The sequence below is a fragment of the Treponema parvum genome (genome assembly GCF_017893965.1).
Classification (GTDB): domain Bacteria; phylum Spirochaetota; class Spirochaetia; order Treponematales; family Treponemataceae; genus Treponema_D; species Treponema_D parvum.
Genome location: NZ_CP054142.1, coordinates 1692400 through 1713274, shown reverse-complemented (window position 1 = coordinate 1713274; position 20875 = coordinate 1692400). Strand labels below are relative to the sequence as shown.

The window sequence follows — 20875 nt, the reverse complement described above, 5'->3', positions numbered from 1 at the left end:
TTCGGGCTTTAACGGTGTTTTGCAGAAAGGATTTTTTCTGCGGCCTCTTCTGCTGTAAGATTTTCAAACTGTTCGCGCGTCGAAAGGTCTTTGAGCGTCATTGTGCCGGATTTTGCATCCTTGTCATTTATGAGAATACCCCACGGAATGTCTTTTGCCTGTGTAAGCGCGTATTGTTGCCCCATTTTCTTTTCATCGGGAAAAACTTCAACGTTTATTCCCTTGCTTCTGAAAAATGTTGCAGTTTTTTGGTATTCGATTGCAAGAGCTGCATTGAGGCAGTAAATTTCCGCGTCGACATAACTTTTTCTTGTGTCTGTAAGGCCCAATTGTTCAAGCCCCGCTATAAGACGGTCAAGTCCTATCGAAGCTCCTACTCCGGGTACTCTTTCTTTCATATAAAGGCTTGCAAGATTATCGTAGCGGCCGCCCGAACATACCGAACCTATCTGCGGCAGATCGGTCAAAAACGTTTCATAGACTATGCCCGTATAATAATCAAGCCCGCGCGTTATAGACGTGTCAAGTGCAAAAGTTCCTTCGATACCTTCCGCCTTCATCATTAAATAAATGTCGCGAAGTCTTTTTGTGTCTTCTGCAGGACCTCCGGCAAGGTCTTCAATAAAGGCGAGCGTATTTTGGAAATCCGAAGAAAAAGAAACGTAATTGAGTATCAGTTCCGTTTTTTCTTTTGATAAAGTTATCTCTTCAATCTCTTTTTTTACCTGATCCTTCCCCACCTTTGAAAGTTTATCTACTGTGCGAAGAATATCTTCGCTCCTGTCTACGGCGCCTATTTTAGCAAGGAAGCGGTTGAATATTCCTCTGTGATTTATTTTTATAACGATTTCGGGTACTCCGATTTTTTCAAAGGCCGCTTTCATTACCGAAAGGATTTCAAAATCTGAAGCCGCGCTGTCCGAACCTACGGTATCTATATCGCATTGCACGAATTCTCTGTAACGCCCTGCTTGAGGTTTTTCACCGCGCCAGACCTTTGCTATGTGATAGCGTTTAAATGGAAAGTAAAGCTCCGCCCTGTGTTCCGCCACAAAGCGAGCGAACGGGACTGTTAGATCGAAGCGCATAGCGACGTCGCGTCCGCCGTTGTCTTCAAAGCGAAAAACTTGTTTTTCCGTTTCTCCGTTGCTTTTTCGTAAAAGTATTTCGGTGTATTCCAGAACGGGTGTGTCTATGGGAACAAAGCCGTAAGATCTGTAAACTTCCGTGATCTTTTCTATCAGAGAAGCCCTTTGAATTTCGGAAGCGGGAAGAAAATCGCGGAAGCCTTTTAAGATCCGCGGTTGAATTAAATTTTCCATAGATCTCATACTAGCTTAAACGCAATAAAAAAACAATTCGGTCGAATATCGAGCCTATCGCGTAAGAAGATCTTCCCACTGAACTCCGCTTCCCGCGCTGACGTCTTTTGAAAGTCTTGCGCCTATAACTGTATCCAAAAATTCCGGGCTTATCCCCGGGCTAAGCACTTTTTCCGTTCTCAAAACGCCTATGTCTTTTTGCGATATACGGCTGCCTTTTTTCATTGAATCCATAAAGTGCAGGGATCGGTTCGTCCTGCCGTAATTTTTTTCTTCCGCCGGAGCCAGACGTTTTATTCCGTTGCCGACTATTTCGGCGATCATCTTTGCGTTATATTGTTCGGAAAGTTGGCTTATTATTTTTTGCCGCGCTATTTCCATTCCGTATCTGTTTACCGCCGCCTGACTTTGATGCACTGCGTGTACCATGAGCGCAAATTGTTCGCTTTCCAACGCTACTGGATCGTCAAGGCCGTCGTCTTTTTTGCTTAAGGTTATGTGTTTTTCAGTCATCACTCCGCCCATAGCAGCCGCCAACGACGGAACCAAAATGGGGTCAAGGCTGTGGTCGCTTATCCCTGTGGGCACTCCGAAAATGCGCCGCAAAGACGAAAGAACTTTTACGTTGTATTCCGATTCCGGGGCAGGGTAGCTTGTTATGCAGTGCAGAAGAGTAAGGTTTTCAGCGCCGAGGATGCAGATGGCTTTTTCTATGTCGGCTATTTTTGAAACTCCGCTTGAAAGAATCACTTGAATCGGGGAGCATCCTTCGAGCTTTTGTCGATTACGGAATGCCGCGAGGGCCTTGAGCATGGGAAAATGATTTACTTCGGGAGAAGCGATTTTTACCGCGTCGGGCGCAATTTCTAAAAGTTCTTCAAGACTTTTCAGCCCGAAAGGCGAACATACGAATTTTATGCCGAGAGAATGTGCGAAGTCTTTTGCATCCTTATAAAAAGATGGTGGAACTTCGAGCTGTTTAAAACGGTCGTAAAGCCGTATCTTCCCTCCGGGAAGGTCTACGAAACCCGTATTCGGATGCAGGATTTCATCAGCATAAACCCACTGCAGTTTTACCGCGTCGGCTCCGCTTTGGACGGCGGCTCTTATGAGTTGCTCGCATCTTTGTTTTGACCCCTTGTGAGAAGTCCCTATCTCCGCGACGATCATACGCATATCATACCCGTGATCTTTATGAAACACAAGGTAAGATATAATGTTAAAACGCACCGGCATATGTGCAGGATGACCGCGAGGCGTGCGTGCGCACTCTGCGGCTTGCGCCGATAAGAAGCGAGTGCGCCGGCGCCGGCAATCTTGCAAACACGGATTATCGCTTGTTCCGTATGAGTCTTCCGGCATTTTTTATGATGATCTTATCGTCTTTTAGCGCTATCTTTCCGTTTACTATACAATACGAAAGCCCGGAAGGCATGCGGGTGGGGTTTTGGAACGTCGCATTGTCCTTGAACCTCTTGGGATCGAAGATGTTTATGTCCGCATAATAACCTTCTTTTAAATATCCCCGGTTTTTGATATTCATCCGCTCTGCGGGTAAGCCGGTCATCTTTTTTATTCCTTCTTCAAGCGTAAAAAGACGCCTTTCATTTACATATTCCCGGATGATTTTCGGAAAAGCGCCGTACATGCGGGGATGCGGCGTGTCCGTTTGCGCATAGATTGAGTCCGAAATTACGATTGAATAAGGAAGTTTTGCCACAGTGTCTATATCGTCCTGACACATGCTCATATTGATGATAGCGGTTTTGCCTTTTTCATCGGATAAAAGATAAGCCGCAAGGGAGTAGGCGTCCTTATAGCCGAATTTTTTTGCCGCCGTTACGACATCGAGTCCCAGAAATTTTTTATTGTATTCGTTTACTATACCGGAAATTATAATGCGGTCCCAGCCGAGCGTTATACAAAAATTGTCCCAGTCGGAATATTCTATCGACGCCGCCTTTCTGAAAGCCTCTACCCCTTCTTCCGTCCCGAGCCTTTCAAGCGCGGCGTTCATATTCCCAGCGATAAACGCAGGTGGAATCATGGTAGTAAGCGCGGTGGAACCTCCTTCGTAAGGGTAAAAATCGCACGTAACGTCTCTGCCGTTTTTTCTGGCTTCTTCTATAAGCGCTATGGCGCGGTGAATTTCTTTTTTCCAATTTTTCATTCCGCATGATTTGAAATGCGATATTTCCAGGGCGCAGCCAGCTTTACCGGTTATTTCGATAACCTCTTTGACGCTGTCTACCATGCTGTCGCCCTCTCCTCGTATGTGGCTCGTAAAAAGCCCGTTACGTTTACCGAGCGGCATAAGCAGCTCGACGAATTCTTCTTTAGTGCTGTAGCATTCCGGCATGTACATTATTCCCGAAGAAATAGCCGGAGCGCCTTCCTTCAAAGCGTCTTCGATCAGGTCTTGAGCCTTTTTCATTTCTTCTTTTGTATAAGGGCTGTTTGAAAAACCTTTTACAGCTATTTTTACGTTGCCGGTTCCTATCATCGCCATAAAATTAAGCGGCAATTCGATGTTTTCCAAGGCCGTCATATAATCGCGATACGTTTTTATATCGGGGAAGGCCGGGCCCAGTACGGGCGAATCAAAGTCATAGGTTTCTTGCGCCGTTTTTTCGTCAAAGGATACGGGCGTCATTGAAATTCCGCAGTTACCGACTACTGTCGTAGTAATTCCTTGTGAAAGCATTACCGAGCCGTATAGTTTTTCTTTGTCGTTGAACGGCTTTATGTCGCAGTGACGGTGAATGTCGATAAAGCCCGGCGTAACGGCCATTCCTTTAGCGTCGATGACAGTCTTTGCTTTTAAAAGATCATACCCTGATACGGATATTTTAGAAATTTTATCGTTATCTATGAGAATATCGGCCGTGTAAGGCTTTGCGCCCGTTCCGTCAACGACCAGTGCGTTTTTTATCAATAGATCGTTCATTTTTCTTTTGTTCTCCTTTGTACTTATTGATATAATTGTATATAGTAAAACGAGACAAAGCTAAAAAATCCGCAACCATTCCTGCCGATTTTTTAACAAGAAATGCTCCTTGCTTATCAAGATCGTTGACGAAAATGATCTTTTCTTCTTTTGTCAATTCGGCAACGTTTTTTCCGAATTTTTCCAGTTCTTTTTTCATCATTTCATTTAAAATCAGATGTACGTTGCCTGAAAATATTTCAAAATTTTCATTTTTATCGGATTTATCGGAGTCCTGATGCGTAAAAAATGAAAGTTCGTTTTGCAGCTTAACCAAATCCGTGATATCGAAATTTATGCAGATACTTCCCGCGATATTTTTATTGTCTTTAGAATAAATGTATTTGCTTGTCGAACGCAGTATTTTTCCGTCCTGAGTGGTATTTATATAATTTGTTTGATCTTCAGGAATTTTCATTCCCCGTAAAAGTTCAAGTCCCGCGTTCGTCACTCCGTCTCCCACCTTGCGCCCCGTCACATGGCCGTTGTATATGGCCACGATCGTGTTGTCATACGGACGGGTAAGGTCGTGAAGGACTACTTCGCAGTTTGAACCGAATTGTTTTGCAATGCAGTAGCAAATTTCTGACAGCAGTTTGAAATTCTCTTTTACATAACTCATTTTATTCCTTGATTTTAAAGCAAGAAGGGGCTGAACGGAAAGCCCTCAGCCCCTTCGCTTTTTAAATCTTTTCTCTTGAAGCGATGACAAGTTTCATTCTTTCTTCTTCCGAAAGTTTTTCAAACGGAGTGAGAAGACTTACGATGATCCCGAACACAAGAGCTATGATAGTCGCAGGGATTGCAGGTCCCGTGAACGTACTTGCTATCAGAGCTTTGAACGGCGGTGAAAACAGGTACGTCATGCCGAACAGCATAGCCGATCCTACGGAAGCGATACCGCCCTGCCAAGAAGCTTTTTTCCAAACGGCGCCTAGGAACATTGCTACCGAAACTCCTGGTATTATGGAACCTATGACGTTGGAAATATACGACATAACGTCTTTTGCAAATAGGGTAGCCGCGAATGCCAGGGCCAGAGTAAGCACGGTAATGACGCGGCTCAATTTGGTAATTTTATCTTGATGAACCGGCTTTTTCTTGACAATCGGATAGATGTCGCCGATAAAGATCGCCGTTCCCGCTATTGCGTCGCTGTCGCCTGAAGACATGGTCGCGCTTAATCCTGCGATCATGAACAACAATCCTAGGACGGGACCGAGTACCGTCGTGGCGACATAGGTAAACGCGAAGTCCGGACGTTTAAGGACTTCCGCAGCTCCGTTTTTAGTTGCGATGGTAAAAGCCGCCATACCGATAAGCGCCGGAAGCAGGGAAAATACAAAAAGAAGAACGGCTGAAAGAGAAAATCCGCGTATTGCTGTAGAATCGTCTTTTGCCGTGTACAGCCTTATTCTGTAAGTCGGCGTTCCCAAGCAAGGAACGGCCACGCTCCAGATTATTGAAATAACCCACATCCAGCCCATCGTTTTGTAACCGTAAAGGCTCAAGTTTCCGGCCTTATTTGCGCTTTCCAATGTGTGTGCGATCTCAGACCATCCGCCTGCCATTGGAATCGCAATACATGTTATAGAAATAAATCCGAATACTAAGATGATCAGCTGTATCAGATCCGTCCAGACGACCGCAAGGTATCCGCCAATGATAACATAAAGTCCGAATGCAAGTACGGTTATGAGTTTACATACGACAGGATCAAGGCCTGTGACAAAGCCCAAGTATGTCGCGCCGCCGTTTATGTGATTGCCGAGCCACACAACTTCAATAAGGTACATCATAAAACTCATGACGATTTTTATGTATTTGTTTCCGTTATAGTGGAATTGAGCTTCTTCAGCCATTGTTTGGATTCCTTTTGCCCTAAGGCCTCCCTTTCGGACGACAAGGATCAATATCAGCATACCGAGCGCCGCTCCGAAGCCGTAAGCGGAACCTCCGAAGCCGAATTTAAATCCGTTTGAAGTAGCGCCTATGGAAGATCCCGTACCGATAAGCGTGGCTCCCATAGTTGCAAAAATCAAATACAGAGGAAGCTGCGCACCGCCGGTAAGATAATTAGTTCCCGTATTTTTTCCTCTGCTGCTGAAAGTCCCAATGGCTATCATGATCCCGATATAGATCACAAAACCGATCAGAAAAAAGACCGTAAAATTAGTCATTTTACCCCCCTTTTGTTTTATTATCCCGAATTTCGAGTTTTTATATTTATTTTAGGGCGGCTTTTTGCGATAAAATCGCAAAAAACAGGCTTTTCGGGGCTACGGCTTTCGCCTCCGAACAAACGCATAGCGTTTGTTTTCGCTGCGCTCACCCCTCCAATCCCTGCCGCGTTTGTCGCACACGGATGTGCGACTTACAAGTAATGTCGACAGTTTTTGAAAAAAACTGTCAGTTTAAGAAAAACAAGGATGTTTTTCTTAATACACAATCCCTGCCGCGTAAAACTCGCCATTCAGGCTCTATTAGATAATTCTACGGGGCGATTCAACAATTTGTCAATGTTTATTATCGGATATTTACAATTTTTGTAAGAAAACGCCGGTTTGGGGCGATTTTTGCATAAATTCGGTATTATTTTAAAATATATTTATTATATTTGAAATAAATATTCAACATATTGTTGATAGAAACCTCTAAAAGCTGCAGTTTTTAGAGGTAACTTTGCCCTGATATATCGCCGTTTTTATTTAAATTACCCCGGCGACGCTTGAAGCTTCGCCATTAATCTGCGGCGAAATTGTTGATTGATTTTTTTTTATCGGTGCAATAGTATTATTTACGCATGACGGTACGCTTGCCGCTCAACGAGCAATAAGCGTGAAAAATAGAAATCAAAGAAACTGGCTTAAGTTTTGGACCAGCCTCTTGATACTACATATTAATTTTTATAGGAGATACGATAAAATTATGTCGGATGTTTATGCAAAATTAAAAGAATTGAAAATTACGCTTCCTTCTCCGCCGCCGAAGGGAGGAATCTACACTCCTGTGATGGAATTCGGCAACAAGCTTTTATACTGCTCAGGCTGCGGTCCCGACCTCGGTAACGGCAACACCGTAAAAGGAAAAGTAGGAAAAGAATTGAGTCTCGAAGACGGACAAAAGGCCGCGTATAACTGCATGCTTAACCTGCTTGCCAATCTGGAAGAAAAACTCGGCGACCTTAATAAAATAAAGAGGTTTGTAAAAGTTCTCGCCTTTGTAAATTCTTCGGACGACTTTGATAAGCAACCGCAGGTCGTAAACGGCGGATCCGAATTGATCTTTAAACTTTTCGGAGAAGAGGCCGGACTTCCTGCGAGAAGCGCGATCGGAGTAAATGCGCTCCCCGGCGGAATCGCATGCGAGATCGAAATGCTCGTAGAATACTGCTGATCGATAGAATGTGTGTTCTTACGGAATGTGCAATGTATATTTAAATTTTAAAACAGTTTGAATATACCGCACATTCCTTATTTCAGCTGTTTAAGCTTTTTTAGTTCTCCGTACACATGAAAAAGATCGGTTCCGCTCCATGGATTGTCGTTATAATCCGTGGAATCGCCGTCGTCCGCACAATCTTCTTCATCCTCGGACAGCTTTTCTTGTTCCCATTCTTCCCTCTTATAAGTTCCGCTTGTCAAAAAAACATCAAAAGATTTCATATCCGTAGCAAGACCACAGGTTTAAATTTTCGGGCTTCCCCAACGGATTCTTTGACAGCTCGTAAAGCCATTTACCGAGCAGCATAAACCAGCAGAAGTTCGGTTCATCGTTGTCGTCATCGTAAAAATCAAGTTCCAGCCTGTAAGATTTTGTCTTTAACTGCAGCTTTATAATTCCGTCTTTGCATGAAACAAAGTCGAAATTTAAAACTTGATTTTCCGGCATATCTATTTCCAAGTCTTTTGAATAATCGTAACGCCGATTTTCTTCGTTTCTTTCTTCAATATATTTTTCTTGTTGTTCAGGATTAAGGAAAATCATTTGTTTTTTTACGGGCTGCTTATAGGTTTTCGGAATATAAAATGCCGGATTTTTCGCGGACAAATTTCCATAAAGAGGAAGGATCTTAAAGTATTTAAGCGAATTGCTTTTTTGCCTGAATATTCCGCACTCGGCGCTATAAGGTTTAAGGTTCTAGACGCTATCGGCGTAAAAATGCCCGGCGCAAGAGATACGCGCGCGTGCGTTAAAGCGATGTCAAGACACGAGCTCGTGTGCGTTAAAGCGACGCCGACAGCGTCTTGCCGCGTAAACGCTGACATCGCCGCACGGCAACTTCGCTGCGTTATGTTTTTTTGCCGACGCCGGAAAACGAATCTCGTAACAGGTATTCGCGCCGGCGGAAAGGAATTTGACGGTTTTCAACAAAGCGGGAAAAAAAGGATTTTATAAATTATCATGGAATAATTTTTAAGATGTGCTAAAATAAAAATGTCCCGCACGAGGCGGGACTGTAGTCAAATGACTTCGGCCTTTAGCCTTATTGTGATTTGATTTCATAAACAATTTATCATGTTTTGCATATTTGTGCAAGAAAAATATTATAGGTCATCTTGAAAACTCGCCTTTAGAAATTTTTCGAGGTTTCAGCGCAAAAATATGCAAGATAAACCGAGGAATATATGAAAGTTTTAGGCCTTGATATCGGTACGAATTCCATAGGCTGGGGCATTGTAGATGAGGCGGCAAAGAAAATTGTTAAGTGCGGCGTTTATATATTCCCTGAAGGCGTAAAAAAAGAAAAAGGAAATGAAAGTTCAAAGGCTGCGGAAAGGACGGCCTTTAGATCCGCCAGAAGGCTTAAATTTCGAAGAAGGCTTAGAAAATATGAAACGCTAAAGGTTTTAATAAAAAACGGCATGTGTCCGCTAACTATGGAAGAGCTTGATCTTTGGAAGACTTCAAAGATTTATCCTTCTTCAACAGCGTATCTAAACTGGTACAGAACGGATGAATTAAAAAGCTGGGAGCCTTATTTTCTCAGGAAAAAATGCGTTGAGCAGAAGGCGGATCCTTATGAACAGGGGAGGGCTTTTTATCATCTTGCACAGAGGCGCGGTTTTTTAAGCAACAGAAAAGAAGCGGCAAAGGAAAGCGAGGATAAGGATGTAAAGGGCATTAAAGGCCAGATGAATGAGCTTTCCGAATTAAAAGGCGATAAAACTTTAGGCCAATATTTTTATGAATTAAAACAATCCGGTGAAAGAGTAAGAGGAAAATATACTTCAAGAAAAGATCATTACGAGCAGGAATTTAATAAAATATGTGAAGTGCAAAATATTTCCGATGAGCTAAAGGAATCTTTATATAAAGCTATTTTTTATCAGCGAAAGCTGAAATCGCAGAAATTCCTTGTCGGTAAATGCACTTTGGAGCCTGACAAGCCGCGTTGTCCTGTTTCGCATTTTGAATTTGAAGAATTCCGAATGCTGCAATTTATTAACAGCATTCGAGTCGCCAGAAATTGTAATGAGGATGACAAACAGCCTTTTGAACCTCTTACGGAAGAAGAAAGAGAAATCATAAAACCTCTGTTTTTTAGAATATCGAAACGGAGTTTTCATTTTGCGGACATTTCTAAAAAACTTGCAGGAAAAAAAGAATTCTGGAAATTCAATTATCGAGACGATACGAACGTTTCAGGCTGTCCGGTTTCTACCGGATTAAAAAATATTTTCGGCGATGACTGGAAAAACATACAGATCGGGCGATATGACATAAATGACATTTGGCATGTTCTTTTTGATTTTGACGATGATGAAAAACTTCGTGAATTTGCTGTCGATAAACTGCTTTTGGACGATGAAAAGGCCGGTAAGTATTGCGCCGTTTACTTAGCGCAAGGGTATGCGAGTCTCAGTTTAAAAGCTATCAGAAAAATAATCCCGTTTTTAAAAAAAGGCTATGTTTATTCTACCGCCGTTTTTCTTGCCAATATTCCTTCAATGATCGGTAAAGAAGTTTTTGAAAAAAACGAGGCGGATATTGAAAAAGCCGTGCAAGAAATTTTAAGCACGCTGAAGGATAAAAACAATGTGCGTGTGCTTGTCAACCGCTGCCTTGAAGCGGTTTTTAAAGACGCAAAGCACGATTTTCATACGGAAGAGTGGAATAAATCGATTATCGATATTCAAGCTTGCGATTTGTTCGGAAAGAAATCTTGGGAAGAGCGTTCTGTTGAAAAGCAAAATAACGTCAGGGAAGAAGCCATAAAACTTGTAGAAGAAAGTCTTAAACTTGCAGTGACAAAAAATGCCGACAATTACAAATATCCAATGCTAAGAACGGACGATCTTATTGAAGAATACCTTACATCAAAAGGATTTGAAATTAAAAAAGGCGCGAAACTTTATCATCCTTCCGATCAGGACTTCGGTTTGGAAAAACCTGTTTTAGGCGACGACGGAAAAGAATATCTTTCCTCTCCGAGGACTTCAAGCGTAAAAAATCCCGTGGCGATGAGAGCCTTGTATCAGCTTAAAAAGCTTGTAAATTACCTTATAAAAACCGATGAAATTGACGGTTCCACGCGGATTAACGTTGAGCTTGCAAATGAGGTAAACGACAAAAACTGGCGCAAAGCCATTGGGGAATTCCAGCGGAAAAATGAGTTAAGAAATATAGACTATAAAAAACAGATTTCCGGACTTTGCAAAGAAGCCGGATTTGAAATCAATCCTACCGACTCGGATATTAAAAAATTCCGTCTTTGGAAAGAGCAAAAAGAAAAATGCCCGTACACCGGAAAATCCATAAGTATTGTCGACTTGTTCGGTAAAGTACCTAAATTTGATTTTGAACACACAATTCCGCGAAGTTTGTCTTACGACGATTCTCTTGAAAACCTTACCCTCTGCGACAGTGATTTTAACAGGAACGTTAAAAAGCAACACATTCCGTCCGAATTGCCGAATTTTGAAGAAATATGCGCGCGTTTTAAAGGATTTTACAAGGACGAAATCGACAGGTGCGAAAGCATAATTAGCAGAAATTCAAATCATGTCGGTTATATTGATCCTGCCGCAAAAGATTCCATGATCGTAAGAAGACATGAGGCTCAGTTGGAACTTCGTTATTACAAAGAAAAGCTAAAGCGATTTACTGCGACGGAAATTACTTCCGACTTTAAAAACAGTCAATTAAACGATACCCGCATAATTACAAAACTTGCCTTGAAATATTTAAGACAGGTATTCGATTCTGTTCAGCCGGTCAAGGGAACTATGACAGACATATTTAAGCGGCAATGGGGATTGCTTGACAGAGATGAGGTAAAAGACCGTTCTAATTACATACATCACGCTGTCGACGCTTTGACGGTCGCCTGTGTAAGCAGGGCGAAGTTCAATTTACTCTCTCATGAAATGAAAAACGGTGAAGAGAAAAATCATATTAACTTTGCAAAACCTTGGGAGTCCTTTGATAAGGATGTCGTTTTAGCCGTCCGATATATCATTCCAAAACATTTTGTCGATGATAATTCTTTAAGGCAATCTAAGAAGATTTTAAGACGAAGAGGCGGTTTAAATAGCGGAAAAACGGTTTACATTCAGTGTTCAACGGCAAGGGGTTCTCTGCATAAAGATACTTTTTACGGCTGCATCATGACTGTGCCTGAAAAAGGCCTTGCAAGTAAAAAGATTTTTGTTGAGCGAGTTCCCGCTTTTGGTCTTACGGAAGATATTGCTGAAAAAATCGTCGATAAAAAAATTAAAGATGTTTTTATCAACAATATAAAAACCGGGATCCAAACCGAAAACGACATACAGGAAAAAGGAATTTTGCTTCCCTTCAAGAAAAACGGAAAGGACGTTTATGTTCGTCACATAAGGGTAAAGGCAAAACCCACGGAGCCCGTTAAATTAAAAGCACATCATAATGTCATTAAAAAAAATCCGAAAGAATATAAGCAGCATTATTATGTCGTGAATGAAGAAAATTATTTAGTCGCATTATATAGAGGAATGTCCGCCGACGGAAAAAAGTTAAGCAAGCATTCGGTTTTAAATCTTCTTGACGCCGTTAAAAATAAACGGAGCGGAAAAGAGTTATATCCGAATGAAATCGAAGAAGGGCAAAATAGGCTTCCATTGTATAAGGTGCTGAAAGTGGGAAAAATCGTACTGCTTCAAAATAACTATGGTGAAGACGTATTCGGTCTTCCTAAAGAGCATATATGGAATCGTTTGTACAGAATTGCCGGATTGGCTAAATCCGGAGAACGTGTTTTCATAGGACTGGCGCATATCACAAGTTCAAAGCCTTGGAAATATATTAAAGGCGAATATGATTTGAATACGGGCGTTGAATTCCGCCGTTACCAGAGCAATAATTTTATAGGACTTGTAGAAGGGACGGATTTTACCGTTTCGCCTGCCGGAGAAATTGTAAAGAAATAACAATATGGAGATTTTTTCATATACTGCCGATAATTAGTATATGGACATCTCTGGAAACTCACCTTTAGCGAATTTTCCGAGATATTGATGAGTTACAACTCGCTGTATTATCGCGAGGTGCAACATCGCGTTTTAAAAGTTACCTCTAAAAACTGCAGTTTTTAGAGAGGTTTCCATATGATTAAACGAACACTGTTTTTCTCACATGCTGTTTGTTTAAGTCTGAAAAACAAGCAGCTTGTAATTTTTAACAGAGAAACGCAAGAAGAAATTTTAATTCCTATTGAAGATATAGGTTTTGTTGTTATTGAAAATAATCTTGTTTCAATGACCGTGCCCCTTATAAATGAACTTGTGTATAATAATTCTGCCGTAATCTTTTGTAATGAAAAACACTTGCCCTTTTCAATGACTTTGCCTCTGGACTGCAACAATATCCAATCTCAATTATTTTTTGTTCAGATCGACGCAAAATTGCCGGTAAAAAAGCAGTGCTGGAAACAAATCATAGAAAGTAAAATAAAAAATCAGGGAAGGTTGCTTGAAAAGCACGGATTTGCTTCGGCTAAGGTAAATGAATTTTCAAGACATGTAAAAAGCGACGATGCTTCGAACATGGAGGCTCGTGCCGCAAAGACTTATTGGGATTATCTGTTCGGTCGTGACTGGACCAGAGATCGATACGGAAAATTTCCCAACAATTTTTTGAATTACGGTTATTCTATCCTTCGAGCCGCTACTGCCAGAGCCTTAATCGGTTCCGGGTTATTACCGACTCTGGGTATACATCATCACAATAAATACGATGCCTATTGTCTTGCGGACGACGTCATGGAACCTTACAGACCGTATGTGGACGATGAAGTTATTAATTTTATTAAAGAAAATCCCAATGAAGAAGATCTTAATACGGAATTTAAGAAGAAAATTTTGAATATCCTTACACGGGATGTGAATATCGGTAAGGTTACAAGGCCGCTTATGATCGCATTGTCAATTACAAGCTCTTCATTAGTAAAAGTGCTTACGGAAGAATTCGAAAAAATGGCCTTACCTGTTTTTATATAGCTATGAGTTTTGAACGGATAAACGCTTATAAGATAATGTGGATTTTTTGTTTGTTTGATCTGCCGACGAATACAAAGCCTCAGCGAAAACGCGCATCGGAGTTTAGAAAAAAACTCTTGGAAGACGGATTTGATATGATGCAATTCAGTGTGTATAAAAGATTTTGCGGCAGTAAAGAAGCTTGCGCGGTCCACGAAAACAGAATCAAACAGTGGCTGCCGCGGGAAGGGACGGTGAGTATTTTAAAATTTACCGACAAGCAGTTCGGAGAAATACTGACATATATCGGTTTGTCCCCAAAGCCTAAAGAAAAAGCGCCTAAGCAACTGGAAATGTTTTAAAAACCGAAAAAAATAGGCCAAACTCCGCTCATTTTTCCTGTTTTTTTGGTGTAAAACAAGCATAAACCCTATATTTAGCAAGCAATTATAGAGTTTATGCTATTTTACATCAGAATTTGAAATCAAACCACAACAATTGGTAGCAGTCGATTTTAACGAATAAGCTATTTTACATCAGAATTTGAAATCAAACCACAACTATTCGCTACTTCTATATTTTTCTTTTCATAGCTATTTTACATCAGAATTTGAAATCAAACCACAACTAAAGACTTTTCGTATTTTGCATGTGGCGGCTATTTTACATCAGAATTTGAAATCAAACCACAACGTTTTAATGATCATCAGCTTCTTACTCGTAGCTATTTTACATCAGAATTTGAAATCAAACCACAACCAACGGGAATATCGACAACATCAAACGCAGCTATTTTACATCAGAATTTGAAATCAAACCACAACTGTATCCTAAGTGTCTTGTACCCATTAGGAGCTATTTTACATCAGAATTTGAAATCAAACCACAACTAAAGCAGGGATCGTGTACAGAGTTGTGTAGCTATTTTACATCAGAATTTGAAATCAAACCACAACCATTCTTATTGTCGCCGTCTATGTACCATTGCTATTTTACATCAGAATTTGAAATCAAACCACAACAGAAATACAGCGACATTGACGGTGATATTTGCTATTTTACATCAGAATTTGAAATCAAACCACAACCCTTGCGTGAAAGACCTTTTACGTCTTATTGCTATTTTACATCAGAATTTGAAATCAAACCACAACGAACATTATGATTTTAAAAATCTTAAATTAGCTATTTTACATCAGAATTTGAAATCAAACCACAACTATCGGATAAACTTATCTTTGACTCCTCTACGGCTATTTTACATCAGAATTTGAAATCAAACCACAACGTACCTTGTGTTCAAGTGGTGGTTATCGAGCTATTTTACATCAGAATTTGAAATCAAACCACAACCAGTACAGGTAAAGCCTTGTTCCAGACAGGCTATTTTACATCAGAATTTGAAATCAAACCACAACCAATATTTGCCAAGTAGCTCGGTATAGCGCGCTATTTTACATCAGAATTTGAAATCAAACCACAACAATTCGGGAAAGGTCAAAGCGAGAGCGTTTGCTATTTTACATCAGAATTTGAAATCAAACCACAACCCTGGCTTCAGCGTGGCGAAGGTAAGAGCTGCTATTTTACATCAGAATTTGAAATCAAACCACAACTATGCCAAGCGGGAAAGTGTTAGACCCGTTGCTATTTTACATCAGAATTTGAAATCAAACCACAACTATGCCAAGCGGGAAAGTGTTAGACCCGTTGCTATTTTACATCAGAATTTGAAATCAAACCACAACTGCGTCCGCCCGTTTTTGCGGATGTATGTGCTATTTTACATCAGAATTTGAAATCAAACCACAACACGCTCAACCTGTCGGACTTCAATCTCGATGCTATTTTACATCAGAATTTGAAATCAAACCACAACAAGTCTTGCGGCGCTTCCTGCTGGGGATATGCTATTTTACATCAGAATTTGAAATCAAACCACAACTTCGCCTGCAATCCTTTTAATCGAATTGTCGCTATTTTACATCAGAATTTGAAATCAAACCACAACTATATTAATCTTTGTTCTAATTTTGATTTGCTATTTTACATCAGAATTTGAAATCAAACCACAACTATATTAATCTTTGTTCTAATTTTGATTTTGCTATTTTACATCAGAATTTGAAATCAAACCACAACTATTTCTGTGTGATACGCGGAGTAAATGTTGCTATTTTACATCAGAATTTGAAATCAAACCACAACGAGAACGCATTCATTCCGGCGGTATCCAACGCTATTTTACATCAGAATTTGAAATCAAACCACAACGTAACCGTCGAGGTGGTCGCTAATGTCAATGCTATTTTACATCAGAATTTGAAATCAAACCACAACCAACTACCTGCTACGACGGACAGAATTTTTTGCTATTTTACATCAGAATTTGAAATCAAACCACAACACCTTGCTATTCCTGAAGTTGCTTACGATGGCTATTTTACATCAGAATTTGAAATCAAACCACAACTGGGTTTAGATACTCTTGGCACTTTTTTGAGCTATTTTACATCAGAATTTGAAATCAAACCACAACCCTGCAAGCAAGGATATCTATCTTGATATTGCTATTTTACATCAGAATTTGAAATCAAACCACAACTGCGTCCGCCCGTTTTTGCGGATGTATGTGCTATTTTACATCAGAATTTGAAATCAAACCACAACTATCTTGAGATGAAAGGGCACGACATAGAAGCTATTTTACATCAGAATTTGAAATCAAACCACAACAAATGCAAGACGTAGATACACGGATCATCTGCTATTTTACATCAGAATTTGAAATCAAACCACAACAATCCTATGTGCAAATATACACTTGCTCCCGCTATTTTACATCAGAATTTGAAATCAAACCACAACACTAGCAGAGCTTTTATATTTGATGTTTCCGCAACCTGCCACCGATTGCGCATCAAGTAATGACATAGATAAAATAAAAAGAGCATACTGGCGGGGCAGCGTCGATAGTTAACAACCCGAGTATTCCAGCCCATAGTACGCTCTTTTCATGTATAACAATAACTCTGTTTTTCTTGATTATCAATAGCTTTTTAGTTTCTTTTTAATCACGGCTGCAACAATTTCAAAGTTCATATGAAAAGTAATGATCAAAAAAACAGCGAACCTTGGATAATTTTTGAGACATCCGCATGATTTATCGCCTGTCCAAATTATTTTTTTTGAGCCAATCCGAAAGCAGATCGGCGACCTTAATATTGTTAAGATCCGAAAAGATAAAGTGCGTATTTCCCGTAATACCGATTTCGGGAAGGTGAACCACCGCCGTGTTGCCGCCGTATTTATTGATCGTCGCGGCAAAAGAACGCGCCATGGCAAGTTCGGCGCGCCATTGATCCTGTCCGAAATTCGGAGTGGGCTTCGACGCAATATTGTCGCCGTAGTATATGACGATCGGTATTTTTGTCAATTTTTTAAAATCGTCGAGGGGGATGCTTTTCGCTGCAATCGTGCCGTATGAGGTCGGAACGGGAGCAGGCGTTTTGCCTTCGGGAAATAAAAAAGGACTTCCGCCCGGCTCGTATGCGACGATCGCTTTTACGTTGCCGTTCCGTATCGCCGTTCTCCAGCCGACCGTTCCGCCCTGCGAATGCGTTACGAGAATTCCCTCGCCGATTTTGTTAAAGAGCGCAGACTCCTGATCGGTTATGACGATCGGTTTAAAATCCGTTCGCGTGTCCGCAAAAGACGCCGCTGCGATCGCCAGCAAAGCGCCCAAAACTGCTAATAATTTTTTCATACATGCCTCCTGCATCTCCATACTGTTTCCGCCGGCATATGTCAGGCGGTGCTTGATTTTTAGCAAGCATTTGAACTTTCTGTCGGCATGATAGCGCATTTTCCGCCGCAAGCGATTGGCATTTTTACTCCGAGTGCACAATAAGCGGCATAATCTGTAAAAACGCACAAAATCTTTTGCCGTAATGGATATTTTTTCCACTGTGTTTGCGTTTGGAATCGGGATTTTTTTTTAGGGCGTGTCCCTCGCTGCGCTCGGGTCGGGCTTTTCGGCGTTCCGCGCTAAAGCGCTCCATTCCTCCGCTCGCGCGCTGCTCGCTTCGGAACGGCTTCGCCGCGCCTCCAATCCCTCACGCGGGCGGGGTACTTGTTAGAGAATGTGCAGGTTGAGACTGTCAAAGTTTAAGTAGGCTTTGTCGCCCGCTTCGTAGAGCTTACGGTTTTTCGGGTTGTATTCGGTGATCTTAATCATCATGCCGTTTACGTCGGCCTGATAATATTGATACGAACCCATAAACGTCGAAAGCGTTACGGTGCACGGCAGAACGCCCTTGTCAGCGAGAGTCGCCGATTCGGGGCGCAGCACGATTTTGCACGGGTCGCCCTTTTGAACCTTTTCAAAAGATTCCGCCGTGATATCGACGCCGCCGACGTCGACGTGTATGGCTTTTGAGTCTATCGACGTTACGCTTCCGGTCAGGAAGTTTACTTCGCCGATAAAGTCCGCGACAAATTCGTCTTTCGGCTGATAGTAGATTTCGCGCGGCGTTCCCATTTGAGCGATTTTCCCTTTGTTCATGATGATGATTTGATCGGAGATGCTCATCGCTTCAGACTGGTCGTGTGTAACGTATATCGCCGTGATACCGACCGTCTGCTGGATTTTTCTTATTTCAGTGCGCATCGCTACGCGGAGCTTTGCGTCGAGATTCGAAAGCGGTTCATCGAAAAGCAAAACGCTCGGCTGCACTACAAGAGCTCGCGCAAGGGCGACCCGCTGCTGCTGTCCGCCAGACAGCTGATTCGTCATGCGGCCTTCGAGTCCTTCGAGTTCTACGAGTTTGAGCATGGCCATAACGCGCTCGGCGATTTCGTCTTTAGCCACCTTTCTGATCTTTAAGCCGTAGGCGATATTGTCGAAGACGTTGTAGTGCGGCAGGAGAGCGTAGCTTTGGAACACCATAGCCGTATCTCTCTTGTTGGGCGTGAGTTCGTTGATCGCTTGATCGCCGATGTAGATTTCGCCTTTGTCGGGGCTTTCAAAACCCGCGACCATGCGAAGCGTCGTCGTCTTTCCGCAGCCGGAAGGGCCGAGCAGGGTAACGAAACTGCCCGGTTTAATGTCAAGCGAAATATCGTCCACTGCGGCGAAATCTTTTCCCGTCTTATAGTCTTTGTAAATCTTCGTTATATGATCCAGGCGCACGCCTTTTTGTTCCTTTGTCATGATACTTCCCCTTGTTGTCTTTTGGAACCTATAAAAACTGCAGTTTTTATAGGTCACTCTAAAAATGCGATGTTTTAACTCGCGATAACACAGCGAGTTAGAACTCGTCAACATCTCGAAAAATCACTAAGAGTGAATTTTTCGAGATGTCTTTTGTTTACGGCTCGTGCCGAATCTTCCGGTAAACAGATTCATCAGCGTAATCGCCGTGTACGTGATGACGATCAATATCGTCGCGTATGCGCATGCGATTCCGTAGTTGCCTTTTTCCGCATGTTCGTTGATGCGCACGGTGATGAGCACGAACTGCGGAGTGACAAGCAGAATGATCGCGGAAATCGCCGTGATGGAGCGTACGAAGGTCGTGACGAGCCCGCTGAAAAACGAATCCTTAATGAGCGGAAGCGTCACCGTCGTAAATACCGTCAGGCTGTCCGCACCCAAATCGTAGGCTGATTCTTCGATCGATTTATCGATCTGCCTGAGTGCCGCAATGCCGCTCCGCGTGCCGATCGGAAGCGAGCGCACGATGAACACGATGACGAGGATCGCCCCGGTGCCGTACAGCCCCTGCATAATACCCGAATGAAAGAGGCCGCTGTTGAATCCGCGGATAAAGCCGACGCCGAGAACCGTTCCCGGAACCGCCATCGCGAGCATCGCGATGAATTCCATAAATCCCTTTCCTGCAAACTTCCGCTTTACTACAAGGTAGGCTATTATCATCGATATTAATGCGGTGATGGGAGAGGCGATGAGCGAAAGCCAAATCGAATCGAGAAATACTTTGTATCCGCTGTTTTTAAAAATATACTTATACCATTTGAGCGACAGGCTGTAGTTCCTTCCCCAAATTTTAAAGAGAGAGCCGAATACGACGAGGAAGTAAAGCACGATGACAAAGAGCGAGATAAGAATGCTGATCGTGACGAGCGGAACGCGCACGCTTTTGTCTTTTATGCGCATGCGCTCCCGGGACGCTTTGCCCGTAAGGGTAGCCACCGATTTCCGTTCGAGCCAATATTTTTCGACAATGAATAAACCCATTGAAATAAAGAGAAGCACGACTGCCATTGCCGTGGCTCCGCTTTTATCGTATGCACCGGTGAGCTGCAGGTAAATCGAAGTTGCGAGCGTGTCGAAGTTTCCGCCGATGATCATCGGGTTTGCAAAATCCGCAACCGATTCTATAAATGTTACGAGGAAAGCGTTGCCGAGACCGGGAAGCAAAAGCGGGAGCGTTACAGACGTAAAAACTTTCCACCGGGAAGCGCCGATATTGCGAGCCGCTTCTTCGAGCGAGGGATCTATGTTTTTAAGAAGTCCTTTGAGCATGAGGTAACAGACGGGAAAAAAGGTAAGCGTCTGTACCAGGCAGATGCCCGGAAGGCCGTATAATTTTGTCGTGCTTAAATTGAACAGGCTTCGTGTGATGATGCCCGTGCGGCCGAAAAGCATGATCGCCGAAAGCGACAGGACGAAGGGCGGCGAAACGACTGGCAGCACGGAAACGATTTTAAACAGGCCTTTTACGAATCTGTTTCCGACGTTGACATACATGTCGACGTACGCAAACAAAAAGCCGACAAGAGTGGCGAGTATGCCTGAGATAAAACCTAGGTGCAGAGTATTTGAAATAGCTTTTCGGAAGCCCGACATCCCGAAAATGCGGGCAAACACGGAAAGCGTGATTTGATTTTCTTCGTACACGCTGTCGACGAGCAGAATCGACAGGGGATAGACGATAAATAAAACTAAAAATAAAAATATTGCAAATATTGCGGTGATGAGAATAGGATCGGCAAACAATTTTTTTCTGTCGAGCGTTTTGCTTTGCGTTCCCGCAGTGTATGGTTTTGTCATAATAAAAATCCACAAAAAAAGATGATGTGCTGCGGCACGG

The 20875-nt window shown here is 42.3% G+C and carries 14 protein-coding genes and 1 CRISPR repeat array; of the genes, 4 read left to right on the top strand and 10 right to left on the bottom strand.

Annotation, left to right across the window (positions count from 1 at the left end; genetic code table 11):
• Window positions 1-8: 8 nt before the first annotated feature.
• The 5 genes from hisS to HRQ91_RS07515 all read right to left on the bottom strand — a co-directional run bounded on the left by hisS (window position 9) and on the right by HRQ91_RS07515 (window position 6488).
• Window positions 9-1322 (bottom strand): histidine--tRNA ligase, encoded by a 1314-nt coding sequence (gene hisS, locus HRQ91_RS07535; protein ID WP_210118983.1) that lies wholly within the window; start codon window positions 1320-1322, stop codon window positions 9-11.
• A gap of 54 nt (window positions 1323-1376) precedes the next feature.
• Window positions 1377-2492, bottom strand: a complete 1116-nt coding sequence (locus tag HRQ91_RS07530; RefSeq protein ID WP_210120768.1) for an N-acetylneuraminate synthase family protein — start codon at window positions 2490-2492, stop codon at window positions 1377-1379.
• A gap of 160 nt (window positions 2493-2652) precedes the next feature.
• Window positions 2653-4269 carry an N-acyl-D-amino-acid deacylase family protein gene (locus tag HRQ91_RS07525; RefSeq protein ID WP_210118982.1) on the bottom strand — a complete coding sequence of 539 codons (1617 nt, stop codon included), beginning with the start codon at window positions 4267-4269 and terminating at the stop codon, window positions 2653-2655.
• Complete coding sequence (locus tag HRQ91_RS07520) at window positions 4232-4930, bottom strand: helix-turn-helix transcriptional regulator (protein ID WP_210118981.1); 699 nt, start codon at window positions 4928-4930, stop codon at window positions 4232-4234. The genes HRQ91_RS07525 and HRQ91_RS07520 overlap by 38 nt, the downstream gene beginning before the upstream one ends.
• 61 nt (window positions 4931-4991) lie before the next feature.
• The gene (locus HRQ91_RS07515; RefSeq protein ID WP_210118980.1) at window positions 4992-6488 is read right to left on the bottom strand and encodes a sodium:solute symporter family protein; all 1497 of its coding nucleotides are present in this window, start codon (window positions 6486-6488) and stop codon (window positions 4992-4994) included.
• 748 nt (window positions 6489-7236) lie between these two features.
• On the opposite strand from HRQ91_RS07515, the gene HRQ91_RS07510 reads away from it, so the two are divergent.
• Window positions 7237-7704: a RidA family protein gene (locus HRQ91_RS07510; RefSeq protein WP_210118979.1), complete on the top strand. Its 468-nt coding sequence runs from the start codon at window positions 7237-7239 to the stop codon at window positions 7702-7704.
• A gap of 77 nt (window positions 7705-7781) precedes the next feature.
• Here HRQ91_RS07510 and HRQ91_RS07505 read toward each other — a convergent pair whose 3' ends face one another.
• Together HRQ91_RS07505 and HRQ91_RS07500 are read right to left on the bottom strand one after the other, a co-directional pair.
• The gene (locus HRQ91_RS07505) at window positions 7782-7973 is read right to left on the bottom strand and encodes a hypothetical protein (RefSeq protein WP_210118978.1); all 192 of its coding nucleotides are present in this window, start codon (window positions 7971-7973) and stop codon (window positions 7782-7784) included.
• Entirely contained in the window at window positions 7960-8295 is a 336-nt protein-coding gene (locus HRQ91_RS07500) for a hypothetical protein (protein WP_210118977.1), read from the bottom strand. Before HRQ91_RS07500 ends, HRQ91_RS07505 begins: the two co-directional genes overlap by 14 nt.
• A 641-nt stretch (window positions 8296-8936) precedes the next feature.
• Between HRQ91_RS07500 and cas9 the strand changes: the two genes are divergently transcribed.
• From cas9 to cas2, 3 genes are all read left to right on the top strand, one after another.
• Entirely contained in the window at window positions 8937-12713 is a 3777-nt protein-coding gene (gene cas9, locus HRQ91_RS07495; protein ID WP_210118976.1) for a type II CRISPR RNA-guided endonuclease Cas9, read from the top strand.
• Window positions 12714-12890: 177 nt separating this feature from the next.
• Window positions 12891-13781, top strand: a complete 891-nt coding sequence (gene cas1, locus HRQ91_RS07490; RefSeq protein ID WP_210118975.1) for a type II CRISPR-associated endonuclease Cas1 — start codon at window positions 12891-12893, stop codon at window positions 13779-13781.
• Window positions 13782-13783: 2 nt separating this feature from the next.
• A complete protein-coding gene (gene cas2, locus HRQ91_RS07485; RefSeq protein ID WP_210118310.1) occupies window positions 13784-14122 on the top strand; it encodes a CRISPR-associated endonuclease Cas2 in 339 nt (112 codons plus the stop codon).
• Window positions 14123-14220: 98 nt separating this feature from the next.
• Window positions 14221-16628: a CRISPR direct-repeat array (repeat unit 36 nt; unit sequence GCTATTTTACATCAGAATTTGAAATCAAACCACAAC).
• A gap of 295 nt (window positions 16629-16923) precedes the next feature.
• Here cas2 and HRQ91_RS07480 read toward each other — a convergent pair.
• From HRQ91_RS07480 to HRQ91_RS07470, 3 genes are all read right to left on the bottom strand, one after another.
• On the bottom strand, window positions 16924-17526 hold the full coding sequence (locus tag HRQ91_RS07480) for an alpha/beta hydrolase family protein (RefSeq protein ID WP_210118974.1): 603 nt from the start codon (window positions 17524-17526) through the stop codon (window positions 16924-16926).
• 369 nt (window positions 17527-17895) lie between these two features.
• On the bottom strand, window positions 17896-18972 hold the full coding sequence (locus HRQ91_RS07475) for an ABC transporter ATP-binding protein (protein WP_210118973.1): 1077 nt from the start codon (window positions 18970-18972) through the stop codon (window positions 17896-17898).
• A gap of 126 nt (window positions 18973-19098) precedes the next feature.
• Window positions 19099-20835, bottom strand: a complete 1737-nt coding sequence (locus tag HRQ91_RS07470; protein WP_210118972.1) for an ABC transporter permease — start codon at window positions 20833-20835, stop codon at window positions 19099-19101.
• Between the last annotated feature and the right edge of the window lie 40 nt (window positions 20836-20875).